Annotated in this window: 10 protein-coding genes; 2 read left to right on the forward strand and 8 right to left on the reverse strand. The window is 62.3% G+C overall.

Annotated features, from left to right (window positions below):
- Positions 1-6: 6 nt before the first annotated feature.
- From narI to E3O54_RS12265, 4 genes are read right to left on the reverse strand one after another with little or no spacing between them, the layout of a single operon-like run.
- Positions 7-762 (reverse strand): respiratory nitrate reductase subunit gamma, encoded by a 756-nt coding sequence (gene narI / locus E3O54_RS12250; protein WP_104101842.1) that lies wholly within the window; start codon positions 760-762, stop codon positions 7-9.
- Positions 762-1,409 (reverse strand): nitrate reductase molybdenum cofactor assembly chaperone, encoded by a 648-nt coding sequence (gene narJ, locus E3O54_RS12255; RefSeq protein ID WP_370247853.1) that lies wholly within the window; start codon positions 1,407-1,409, stop codon positions 762-764. Before narJ ends, narI begins: the two co-directional genes overlap by 1 nt.
- Entirely contained in the window at positions 1,406-3,127 is a 1,722-nt protein-coding gene (narH, locus tag E3O54_RS12260) for a nitrate reductase subunit beta (RefSeq protein ID WP_134401686.1), read from the reverse strand. Before narH ends, narJ begins: the two co-directional genes overlap by 4 nt.
- Positions 3,127-6,855, reverse strand: coding sequence for a nitrate reductase subunit alpha (locus E3O54_RS12265; protein ID WP_104101837.1), 3,729 nt, complete (start codon positions 6,853-6,855; stop codon positions 3,127-3,129). The genes narH and E3O54_RS12265 overlap by 1 nt, the downstream gene beginning before the upstream one ends.
- Positions 6,856-7,274: 419 nt before the next feature.
- On the opposite strand from E3O54_RS12265, the gene E3O54_RS12270 reads away from it, so the two are divergent.
- The gene (locus E3O54_RS12270) at positions 7,275-8,123 is read left to right on the forward strand and encodes an alpha/beta fold hydrolase (protein ID WP_134401687.1); all 849 of its coding nucleotides are present in this window, start codon (positions 7,275-7,277) and stop codon (positions 8,121-8,123) included.
- 50 nt (positions 8,124-8,173) lie between these two features.
- Here E3O54_RS12270 and E3O54_RS12275 read toward each other — a convergent pair whose 3' ends face one another.
- From E3O54_RS12275 to E3O54_RS12285, 3 genes are all read right to left on the reverse strand, one after another.
- Positions 8,174-8,587, reverse strand: coding sequence for a hypothetical protein (locus tag E3O54_RS12275; RefSeq protein WP_134401688.1), 414 nt, complete (start codon positions 8,585-8,587; stop codon positions 8,174-8,176).
- A gap of 33 nt (positions 8,588-8,620) precedes the next feature.
- Positions 8,621-8,929, reverse strand: coding sequence for a transposase (locus E3O54_RS12280; RefSeq protein ID WP_134401689.1), 309 nt, complete (start codon positions 8,927-8,929; stop codon positions 8,621-8,623).
- A gap of 439 nt (positions 8,930-9,368) precedes the next feature.
- Complete coding sequence (locus tag E3O54_RS12285) at positions 9,369-10,064, reverse strand: Ig-like domain-containing protein (RefSeq protein WP_134401690.1); 696 nt, start codon at positions 10,062-10,064, stop codon at positions 9,369-9,371.
- 36 nt (positions 10,065-10,100) lie between these two features.
- Here E3O54_RS12285 and E3O54_RS12290 point away from each other — a divergent pair, with 36 nt between their 5' ends.
- Complete coding sequence (locus E3O54_RS12290; RefSeq protein WP_134401691.1) at positions 10,101-10,457, forward strand: TetR/AcrR family transcriptional regulator C-terminal domain-containing protein; 357 nt, start codon at positions 10,101-10,103, stop codon at positions 10,455-10,457.
- A 757-nt stretch (positions 10,458-11,214) separates the two neighbouring features.
- Here E3O54_RS12290 and E3O54_RS12295 read toward each other — a convergent pair.
- The gene (locus E3O54_RS12295; protein ID WP_134401692.1) at positions 11,215-11,853 is read right to left on the reverse strand and encodes a GPP34 family phosphoprotein; all 639 of its coding nucleotides are present in this window, start codon (positions 11,851-11,853) and stop codon (positions 11,215-11,217) included.
- Positions 11,854-12,371 lie beyond the last annotated feature (518 nt).

The following is a 12,371-nucleotide window of genomic DNA, read 5'->3' on the forward strand; positions in this document are numbered from 1 at the left end:
CTCCGATCAGCGTTTGTCCCGGGTGCGATCCTGGGTTCCGATGGGCGCCCACCCGCGGCGCACCGGCCGAATCTGCCCGGGCTCTTGATCTCTGGACCGGTAGACGATGTAGGGCCGGAACAGGTAGTGCAGAGGTGCGGTGAAGGCGTGCACCAGCCGGGTGAAGGGCCACACGACGAACAAAATCATGCCCACGAGGGTGTGAATGTGGAAGGAGAACGGAGCTGCGGCCATGGCCGCGATATCTGGTTGCAGAATGAAAAGCGAACGAAACCAGGGCGACACGGTTTCACGGTAGTTGTGGCCATGCTCGCCGCTGAAAACGCTAGCGAGGGTGGTCCAGAGCCCCAGGACGATCGCGGCGGTCAACACGATGTACATCATCTTGTCGTTGGTGGTCGTGGCCATGAAGACCGGCCCGGTTTTGCGGCGCCGATAGATCAGGATCACAATGCCACCGAGAGTGCAGACCCCCGCAACGCCGCCGACCAGCAGAGCGTTGAGGTGATAGAAGTCCTGGCTCATCCCGAAAAAGAGTGTCCAGGACATCGGGATCACCAGGCCGAAGAAATGCCCGGCGATGACGGCGAGGAACCCGAAATGAAATATTGGCGATCCAATGCGCAGGAGCCGGGATTCGTAGAGCTGGGACGAGCGGGTGGTCCAACCGAATTGGTCGTAACGGTAGCGCCAGATAGTTCCACTGATCAGGATCGCCACCATCACATAGGGGAGAATTCCCCAGAGCAGCACGTCCCACATCACGAGCTCGCGTTCAAAGGAAGCAGGCGCGGGTCGTACGGTTCAAGTCCGACACTTTCGGCGGGGGGGCCGACGCCGGCCATGGCTTGCACGGCCTGCCGGTCGGCGGGCGAGGGGCCTGGAAGTGTGGCGCAAATGCCGTCCATCACGGTGGCGTACGGCGACCCGTGCTCCGTGAGTGAAAGCCGGAGCATTTCGACGCTGGGCCGGTACTGGATGAGCAGGTCCCGGCCTGCTACTGGGCTGGCCACAGCCGCGAACTCGAGCACCAGCGGCAAGAAGTCGGGCAACTCACCGTGCGTATTGGTCAGATAGTCGCTCCCCCGGTACACCTGCTTGAACGCAGCCAGCACGTCGCCCCTGCGCCGGGTGTCGCCATCCGTCCAATAGGACAGGTAGAGCGGATGATGCTTACTGAGGTCGAACGTCTCAACGTAGGAGCGCTGGAGGGTGCCGATCGCGGTGTTCTCAAGGTACGCGATGACCGCGGTGAGATCAGGTGCTGCCGGGCCCTGTTCGGCCAGTGCGGACCGCATCAACTCGCACCTTCCCACGAGTTGAGCGTCCGGATACGACAGGCACCACGAGGCAGCCTGGTAGAAGACCCGCACCGCCAGGCTATGAGCTGCAGCCCGGTCACGCCTCACAGCGCACCGCCATCCGTCGGTGGGCGCAAATCAGCCGGTGACGGCGGTGCAGCGCGCGGCTGGTCGCGTTTCTCGGAGAAAGAACCCACGGGGCTTCCGTTGCCGTCCCAGTTGAGGAGGTTTACGCGGCCCCGGAGCGACTGCTCGCCGGCGGGAGTGTCGGAAGTCTGCCGATCTTTGAGCGCGTAGAAGTTCTCCACGGCGACGGGCGTCGGTCGACCACTCGCCTCCCCGAACGGCGAGTCTTCGTACATGCCCGGCCCGCCCTCGAAATCGACCGAGCAGCCCATCTCCTCCAGGTCATGCGCCTGCTCGACGTGCGCCTTGGGGATAACGTAGCGCTCGTCGTACTTTGCGATCGCCATCAGCCTGTACATTTCATACATGTTGCCTGGCGTCATCCCCACAGCCGCGGGGATCGACGGGTCAGGTTTTTGTCCCATCGTGATGCCGCGCATGTAGGCGCGCATCGCCGCGAGTTTGCGCAAAACCTCGGTGATCTTGTCGGTGTCGCCAGCGGTAAAAAGTTCGGCGAGGTACTCGACGGGAATGCGCAGCGCGTCGATGGCGCCAAAGAGGTTGCCGTTGTCTTCGGCATCGTGGCCCTGTTCGCTCAGGAGATCGACAATGGGAGACAGCGGGAGCACGTACCAGACCATGGGCATCGTGCGATACTCCGGGTGCAGCGGTAACGCCACCTTGTACACCTTCGCGAGAGCGTACACGGGCGATTTCCGTGCGGCGTCCAGCCAATCGCTGGGAATGCCTTGGTCGAGGGCGGCAGCGGCCACTTCGGGGTCGTTCGGGTCGAGGAGCACGTCCATCTGCGATTCGTACAGGTCGGTGACATCCGTCACCGCTGCGGCGTCGGTGACGCGGTCGGCGTCATAGAGGAACAAGCCGAGATAGCGGAGGCGCCCGACACACGTTTCGGAGCAGACTGTGGGGAGGCCAATTTCCACCCGCGGATAACAGAAGGTGCACTTCTCGGCTTTGCCGGTTTTGTGGTTGAAGTAGATCTTCTTGTACGGGCAGCCGGTGATGCACTGGCGCCAGCCGCGGCACTTGTCCTGATCGACGAGCACAATGCCGTCTTCCACGCGCTTGTAGATGGCACCGGATGGACACGATGCCATGCAGGAAGGGTTGAGGCAGTGCTCACAGATCCGCGGAAGGTAGAACATAAAAGTTTGTTCAAAGGCGAACTTAATCTTGTCCTCCGACTCCCTCCGCACCTTCTCCACGATGGGGTCAAGGTGACCCATCTCAGGGGCGCCGCCGAGGTCGTCGTCCCAGTTCGCCGACCAACTGATTTTGGTGTCCTCGCCCGTGATCAAGGATTTCGGGCGGGCCACTGGGAAGTCGTCTCCCAGCGGTGCGTCGATCAGTGTTTTATAGTCATAGGTCCAGGGCTCGTAATAATCCTTCAACTCGGGCTGCACGGGGCTTGCGAAGATTCCGAAAAGCTTCTTCAGGCGTCCGCCCCCCTTCAGCACAAGTCGGCCCTTCTTGTTTAGCTGCCAACCGCCCTTCCACTGTTCCTGGTCCTCGTAGCGTCGCGGGTACCCCTGCCCCGGCCGGGTTTCCACGTTGTTGAACCAGACATATTCGGTTCCGGCGCGATTCGTCCACGCCTGTTTGCAGGTCACCGAGCAGGTGTGGCACCCGATGCATTTGTCGAGGTTCATCACCATGCCCATTTGAGCCATCACGCGCATCAGTACCGCACCTCCTGGGAACGCTTTCGGATTGTGGTGACCATGTCACGCTGGTTCCCGGTTGGGCCCAGATAGTTGAAGGCGTACGACAGCTGCGCATACCCGCCAATTAGGTGGGTGGGTTTGACGAGCAGGCGGGTGGGCGAGTTGTGAATTCCGCCCCGGCGGCCCGTCGCCTCCGACTTGGGTACATCGATCGTGCGCTCTTGCGCGTGGTAAACGTAAACGACTCCCGCGGGCATCCGATGGCTGACCACGGCGCGGCACACGTACACGCCGTTGAAGTTGACACACTCGATCCAGTCATTGTCAGAGACCGAGATGGCCGCCGCATCCATGGGGCTAATCCAAGCCGTCGGTCCTCCCCTCGATAGAGACAGCATAAAAAGGTTGTCCTGATATTCTGAGTGGATCGACCACTTCGAGTGTGGAGTCAGATAGCGCACTGTGATCTCGGTTGTTCCGTTCGGGCCAAACCGAGGTTCGCCAAACAGGCGCTGCATATCCAGCGGTGGTCGGTAAATCGGGAGGGCCTCCCCGAGGTCGCGCATCCAGTCGTGGTCGAGGAAGAAGTGCATCCGGCCGGTGAGGGTGTGCCAGGGTTTCAGCCGCTCGACGTTGATCGTGAACGGGGAATACCGACGCCCACCAGTCTCCGACCCGGACCACTCAGGCGAAGTGATGACAGGGACGGGCCCCGCTTGCGTCTGCGCAAAGGTCACCCGCTTCTCTTCGGATCCCTCGGCAAGGTCGACGAGCTTCATGCCGGTCTGCTCTTCCAGTTCGCGAAACCCCTGCACGGCCAGTTCGCCATTGGTGGTGCCGGAAAAGCTCAGGATGGCCTGGGCGAACTTCGCATCGGTATCGATGGCCGGGCGGCCGTTCCCCGCACCACCGAGCATCACCCCGTTGCTTCGGGCGAGCCGCTCGATCTCGTGCCCCATCCGATAGGTGATGTTCTTCACGGTGAAACCGCGTTCCTCCGCGAGGGGTCCAACCGTGGCTAGCTTCTCCGCGATAGCGGTGTAGTCCCGTTCGACGATCGAGAAGACAGGCATATTTTGACCGGGGACCGCCGGTATATCGGTGTTCCGCCAGTCGCGCACCACTCCACCCGGCTGCGCTATCTCCCCCGGCGTATCGTGTTGCAGCGGCACACTGACCAGGTCCCGTCGGGTGCCGAGGTGCGTCACCGCCTGCCGGGAAAACTCCTCGGCGAGCAGTCGAAACGTGTCAAAGTCGGTTTTCGCCTCCCACGGTGGGTCGATTGCGGGGCTGAAGGCGTGCACGAAGGGGTGCATGTCGGTAGAGGAAAGGTCGTGTTTTTCGTACCAAGTTGCAGCCGGAAAGACGATGTCCGACAACAGTGTGGTTGACGTCATCCGGAAATCAGCTGAGACGAGCAGGTCCAGTTTTCCTTCCGGAGCCTCGTCGTGCCATTTCACATCACGCGGTCGGGCAGCGTTCATGTGGTCGGCACCCATCACGTTGTTGTGAGTGCCGAGAAGGTTGCGCAAAAAGTACTCGTTGCCCTTGGCAGATGAGCCGAAAAGGTTGGAGCGCCAGAGCACCAGGGTGCGCGGCCAATTTTCGGGAGCGTCGATATCGTCGATGGCGGGGGTCAGCCGCCTGCTTTTGAGGGCATCGGCGATCCAGGTGGGGGCGTCGGGCGCCTCCCCCGCATCCACCGCCGCTTGCGCCTCATCGGCGAGGTCAAGCGGGTTGCGGTCGAACTGAGGGTAGAACGGCATCCAACCGAGCCTGTTCGACTGCGCGATCGTGTCCGCGGTGTGCATACCGTCGAAGTGCCCATCAGCGAGAGGGGACTTGAGCGAGTCGGCCGAGTACCCATCTGAGCGCCATTGGTCGGTGTGCATGTACCAATACCCGGTACCGATCATGGTGCGCGGCGGTCGACTCCAGTCCAGAGCGTTAGCGAGAGAAATCCATCCCGTGATCGGACGGGTTTTCTCTTGGCCGACGTAATGCGCCCATCCGCCGCCGTTTCGCCCCATGCATCCGGTGAGCATCACGAGCGAGAGAACCGCACGGTAGGTGGCGTCACCGTGGAACCACTGGCAGATACCGGCCCCCATAATGATCATGGACCGCCCCTTCGATTCCTCAGCGTTGCGGGCAAATTCTCGCGCCACCCGGATGCACGCGGCGGCCGGCACGCTCGTGATCTCCTCCTGCCAGGCCGGCGTGTACGGCGTCGACGCGTCGTCGTAGTCGGTCGCCCAGTCGCCCGGCAGTCCTGGACGCCCAACCCCGTATTGAGCGAGCATCAGGTCGAACACCGTGGTTACCAGGTGCCCGGCCACTCGCCGGACGGGAACGCCGCGAGTCACGATCGACCCCTCCCCGGAGGGTGCCTCGAAGCAGGGCATCCGGATCTCAGCGGTCTCCGGAGGCTGGCCTGAGACGGACTCATCGAGAAGGCTCAACGCCGGGTCGACACCCTCGAGGTCGAGGTTCCACTTGCCCTTACCCGCTTCACCGTACCGGTAGCCGATGGAACCATTGGGCACCACGGGAGCGCCAGTGGCTGAGTCAAGCAAGACCGTTTTAAACGCAGCATCCGGAATATGCGCCTTGTCGGGCAAGTCAGCCGCCATCAAAAATTTCGTGGGCACCAGCCCACCGCCAGCGTGCTCCTCGAGCCGGACAAGGAAGGGCAGATCTGTGTAGCGGCGCACATAGCCGCTGAAATAGGGCACCTGCCGGTCGACGAAGAATTCCTTGAGCATCACGTGCCCCATCGCCATCGCAAGCGCCGCGTCAGTGCCGGCCTGGGCGGGCAGCCACTCGTCGGCGAACTTCGTATTGTCGGCATAGTCGGGGCTGATCGCGACCACCTTTGTGCCGCGATACCGCACCTCCGCCATAAAGTGCGCGTCAGGCGTGCGCGTCACGGGAACGTTTGATCCCCACATCATCAGATAGGTGGAATCCCACCAGTCACCTGATTCAGGCACGTCTGTCTGGTCGCCGAACACCTGCGGAGAGGCCACGGGAAGGTCGGCATACCAGTCGTAAAAAGACGTCATCACCCCGCCGATGAGCTGGATGAACCGGTTACCCGCCGCGTGCGACACCATAGACATGGCCGGGATCGGGGAGAACCCGGAACACCGATCCGGACCGTACTTCTTGATCGTGTGGACGTGGGCGGCGGCGGCGATTTCGATCGCCTCCTGCCACGGAATCCGGACGAGCCCGCCCTTCCCTCGCGCTTGCTGGTAGCAACGACGTCGTTCAGGGTCGTCCACAACGTCGGCCCAAGCGAGCACGGGGTCCTGGAGACGAACCTTCGCCTCACGGTACATTTCGACGAGAACTCCACGGGCGTACGGATACCGCACCCGCGTGGGTGAGTAGGTGTACCAACTGAACGCCGCACCACGGGGGCACCCCCGCGGCTCGTACTCCGGACTGTCGGGGCCCACCGACGGGTAATCCGTCTGCTGCGACTCCCAAGTGATAATGCCGTCCCGAACGTAAACCTTCCACGAACACGACCCCGTGCAGTTCACCCCGTGGGTGGAACGCACCACCTTGTCATGGCTCCACCGGTCGCGGTAGAACACATCGCCCTTGCGCCCGCCTTCACGGAACACTGCGCGCCCATCATCTGTTTGGTCCCACCGAGTGAAAAAACGGCCTAGCGCCAACATGGTGTCCGACGCTTTTCCGTCCAAACCGGCAGGCACTGGAGCAGCTGCCATGGAGAGATTCTATATATCGCCCTTGCAGTCCGCTAGTGGTGCCCGTGAACGCGGATGGTCAACACCTAACACGAGACTGTCATCCTGGGAAACAGGGTTGAACCGGGTTTCTCAAAAACACCTCACTTCTTAATCCAGGACGCCATGGATAGTAGAGCTAAGTGTTCGCACTGACGTCGGTTGAGAAGACGTACTTCAGCAGCGTCCGCAAGGAAGTGCGCCGTGCGTGGAGGGCTGCGGCTCGCCAGGCAATTCGTTTCGGCGGCCGACGGTTTTAAGCTGCCCCTTCCGCGGAGCGGTGATGGTGACACGGTTTGCCTCTGTGCTCATCAGCTCAGCGTTCTCCCAGCGAACCTCTATTGTCTTAATTGCACATTTCGATTGCCTCCAACGAACCGCCCCGATTAAGAGGAGAGACCATGCCCTTCATCACCGCCCCGGATCACAACGGTCCCGACGTCGAACTGCACTACGAAGACGTCGGAGCCGGTAAGCCCGTCGTACTGATCCACGGTTGGCCCCTGAGTAGTAGGTCCTGGGAGGGGCAGGTACCCGCACTGGTCGAGGCCGGCTACCGGGTCATCACTTTTGACCGTCGCGGGTTCGGCCAGTCGTCACAGCCTTGGGATGGGTACGACTACAACACGTTCGCCGCCGACCTGAAGGCCGTGATCGATACCCTCGATCTGCGGGAGGTCACCCTCGTCGGATTCTCGATGGGCGGTGGAGAGCTCGCCCGATACGTCAGTACCTATGGCACCGCCCGCATCGCCAAGCTCGTCTTCGCCAGCGCCGTGCCGCCTTACCTCTGGCAATCGGATGATAACCCTGACGGGGGCGTCGACGCCGATTTGGCTCAATGGTTCCACGACGGCTTGACCGGAGACCGGCCGGCGTTCCTGCACGAATTTTTGCAGATGTTCTTCACCGCCGGCAAGCCGTCCCCGGTCAACACTCCAAAGGTTAGCTCCGAGCAGATTGCCTATAATCTCGACATCGCTCAACTGGCATCGCCGAAGGGGACGCTCGACTGCGTAACCGCATTCTCCACTACCGACTTCCGCGACGACCTTACGAAAATCACGGTGCCGACTCTGGTCATCCACGGTGACTCCGACACCATCGTGCCATTCGAGGTGAGTGGCAAACGTACTCACGAGGCCATTACCGGCAGCAAACTCGTCGTGATCACAGACGCCCCGCACGGGGTCACCGTTTCGCACAAGGACGAATGGAACCAGCACGTACTCGCATTCCTCGCGAAATAGCCAACCGCGTAAGGCCCTCGCCGACGTGGTTACGTACCCTTCAAGCAGGATTATTTCGCCGTGTGATAGGTCGTAGCCATGCATGAATAGCCCGACACTACAGTCTTGTCCCGGGCTTTTTTATCCGCGTCCTTCCGAGCCAGAGCGGCCGCGTCGGCCTCCAATGCAGCGCGCGCCTCGGCAAGTTTCACCAGGCGGGACTTCCGCCGCGCGAGCTCCGGCGGCAACTCATCGCCGCGTTTGTCTTTCCCGAACCGCGCATTCTCGGCATCGCCGATCGCGTCCGCGTCAGCCAGCAGCGCGGAGACTTCAGCGGCGAGGACCTTCTGCTTCTCTGTCAACCGACCGTGACTCATCGCCTTGCGCAGGGACACGTTCGCGCACACCTTCGTGCCGTCCAACGTGACCTGCCCGAGCGACACCATCCCGGCAGTGCGGCAGAGTTCCAACGCCTGCAAGAACACGTTCCCCAAGCTGGAGAGGTGGCGTTTCCGGAACTAGGCAATGGAACGAAAATCTAGGGCCTGCTGCGCGGCCAACCAGCGAAACGCGACCATATCCACGCGGACCCGTGCCAGCTCCCGCGATGACCGGATCCCGACGCAACACCCGTAGAGCAGGACACGCACCATCAGCCGGGGGTCATACGGCGGCTGTCCCTTCGACTTTGCATACGACGCGTAAACCTTCGTCAGGTCGAGCTGGATTTCGACGATATCCGCGATGAAGGGAGAGAGGTGATTCTGCGGCAACCACTCAACCAGCGATGTGGCACCAACATCACCGCCGCCGGCTCGAACACTCAAAACCGTTTATTCACATTAGCGCCAGCCTCAACACCGTCATCCACGACCAGGTCAACATGCTCAAGCTTCGTCGCGGGAAACAGACCATCCGAATCGCTCACAAGCAGTTTTCCAGACCCCATACCAAAACCCGGGAACGCGACCGGCGTTTTAAACACTGCTACGACTGGCCCACGCTCCTAAGGCTTGTCGCTGACCCCGTTGCCGAGTCCGGGGACTCCCCCGCGCTACCCCGACTGCTCGCCGAACTGAAGGTTTCCGTGTTGCCTTCCAAGGATGCCCAGACCGGGTCCGCGCGGACAAGGCGTACCCGTGCCGGGTCATCTGCACCCAACTATGCAACCGCAGCATCCCTCGCGGTCACCAAGCCCGCCGACCAGATTGGACACGCGTTGTGCCGAGGATCCCGCGGCAGGCGCCCGCCACGATTGGACAGCGATTATTGCGCCACCCCTGTGGCGCTGCGCGCGCTTCCCGTATAGGTCACCGCGGTGGCGTTGGTCGTCTCTACGCTTCGGTCAGACGGTGTCGGCGCAGAACCGCCCATGTTCCGCGTCGCTGGCCGCACAACTCCTCGGTTCAGTGGATGGTGATGTTGCCGCCCCTGAGGGCCACCGGCGTCGAACCCGTGGTGAAGACCACGGTACCGGAGGGGTTCCTGATCACGACCTTGATCGTGTCGCCCTTTTTCCCCCCTGAGGCCCCGTTGTCCACGACCGACCCCTGGAAGGTGTAGCCCGCGGTGCCGTTCCACTTCCCGCCGCCGGTCCACGTCGCCGTGTTCCCTGAGACGACCAGGCTGATCGCGGTGTTGCCGTGGCAACTTGGCCTTGTCGGCCTTGGCGCGCAACTGGAACTGTCCCTTGAAGCCCGTGGCTTCGGGGCTCACGTTGAACCCGAATGACGTACGGCCCGTCGAGATGGATGTCCAACCGCCACCGGTCACCTTGGCCCCGGCGGCCTGGACGGTGACCAGCGTGTCGGCAGCAGTCGCAGATCCCAGGTAGTAGTCGTTGCCAGCGAACTCGGCCTTGACCGCGTACACGCCCGAGGCGAGCGGCACGGTGATGCTGGCCACTCCGCTGGCGTTGGTCGTCGCGGAGAACGTCTGCGTCACCATGTTCGAGTCGGTCACGGTAAAGACGACCGTCTTGTTCGACAGGTCACCGAGATGCGAATCGTCATGACACCGAGGCTGCTCCGCCTACGACGCCTAGTGATCGGAGAGGTCAGCCGCTTCCCCGAACTGGCCCAAGCCCTATTCGAAAACGGTCCCCAACGATCGATCCAATCATTGGCCATCGTCATCTCCAAGCTCGTACAGCGCGGACTCCTGAGCACACCGAGCCCAGCAGTGGCAGCCACGACCCTGAATTGGCTGGTACTCGCCGCGCTGGTCAACGAAGCCATGCTCCTGGGCGACGAGGCCATCCCGACGACCACCGCAATGAGGGCCCATGCAGCGGAGGCCACGCGCGTATTTCTCACCGCCTACGCCAGCGATACCGGTCTCGACGATCTGCGCTGAGACTGACGAGGAAGACTGGGAACACGCACGACCGGCCACAATGCGCCAACGCGATACCGCCGCTTAGCTTTGCGACTCACACACTTGTTCGGGGGTCTGTCGGACTGGTCTCCCGGCTGCTAGACAAAACCCGTATGGATGGGCGCCTGGGCGAATTGACGTGGGGCAACATGGGGCATGGTCCTAGAGACTGGAACCCGCCGGGATATTGGGACGCACCGAGGGCCGCCACATCGTCGATGAGCAGCTCGTCGAGGATGTCAGCGCGGGTGTGGGTGGCGCCCTTCCGTGGGTTCGCGCCGACGCTCCCGATCATGGCTTTGATGACGTCGCCGCCCTCTTCATTGACCTTCGCGATCCGACCCCAGCGTCCGGCGGTATAGGCCGCGCCGACACCTGCAAATACCTCTCCCGCGGGCGGAGGGAAGAACGAACCGATGCTCGTGATCATTCCCGCGACACCATCGGCGGGAGCCCACCTGTCGTCTGAGCTGACGTCGCCTCCAACATCCCGTTGACGCCGGTAGCCATGTTGAGAACGCCCACACCGACCCCGAGAACCGAGAACACCGAAGCCCTTGCCGATCCGCGCTGTCTCCCGGCGAGATGCTGAACAGATACTGCAGCTCGTGCACCCAGAAACCGATGTCATCCACATTCGGGGACGCCTGCGTCGCGGGTAACGAAGACGTGGGGGTCATCGTTTCGGTATCGGTCATGTTCATCCTCTCCCGTGGAAAGTCGTACGGTCACGCATTCATTGCGATGTGGACATATGGCGGACGCCGCGAAGTATCGACGAGATGACGTCCCTCGCCGCTGGCGGGTACCAGTCCCCGGCGATGATCGACAGCAGACCCGTCTCTCCACGGTACGTGCCGTTGTTACGCAGCAGGTCGATGACCGCCCCGATTCGGGGATCCGACACCGTTGCTGGCAGGGTCCGCGCCCGCGCCAGAACGGACTTGCGCTCGAGGAACACAGACTCGTCAGCGATCTCGAGTCGATCACGTCCGGTCGGATAGCCGCCGGTTTCGCGTACGACCCCGCGCTCGACGAGTGCCACATAGAGGTGGGGCACCACGGCGACAGTCACCGGCTGAAGCACCTTGTAGGCGAATGGGGGGCGTCGCCGAGCAGATACCGCTGCAAGGGCGTCATCCAACATGGCGGACCCGGTCGGCGAGTCGTCGACGACCACCAGGCGGGCGTTGTCAGCGGGCTCGGTTAGAAATCCGGCCTTCGGGTCTGTCAGGATGCGTCCTTCGAGCGCGAGTTCGATCAAAGCGCCGGCGCCCGGCATGATCTGGTCGGGTTCGAGCTGTCCCGGCCTCTGCTGGAGCATCAGCTGGACGTCTTCGGCGATGCTCGGCATCGACGTGGTGGCGTCTGTCATGGTCCTATTCTTTCAGGCCGACGGGGCAAGGTCACCATGGCCACGCATCCTCGACGAAGTCGCCTACTGCTTCGGCGCCATCAGAGACGGCATTTCCGACGTCCGATGCGACATCGGATACGACCCCCGCCGTCGCCTGTCCGAAGTCGCCGATCTTGTCGATCTCCCGATTTGCCGAATCGGGGAGTAGTCCCCAGCGGGAATGTCGCTGCTCAAGGTCGATGAGCTGCTGACTCTTTCTCCAGCGGACGGCCGAGGCTCATGGTTTGGCCCGGCGCCGGTAGATCGTGGGGCCCGTGTCTCCGAACTCCTGGAGGGAGTTCGATAGATCGAGGAGGTTCTCCAGCGACCGGCTGAGCCGGTCGAGTTTTTGTCACGACGAGCGGATCGCCGGTCCGGTTCGCTGAGCGAGCGCCTTGGGTTGCGTCCAATAGCGTGGTGTAACCCCCGGCCCTGATGGGCGTGTTGCACCGATGTAAGGCGGCCACCGCGTGATTCTTGGAAAGACCGATCAAGTC

The sequence above is a fragment of the Cryobacterium sp. TMT2-4 genome, assembly GCF_004402575.1.
Classification (GTDB): domain Bacteria; phylum Actinomycetota; class Actinomycetes; order Actinomycetales; family Microbacteriaceae; genus Cryobacterium; species Cryobacterium sandaracinum.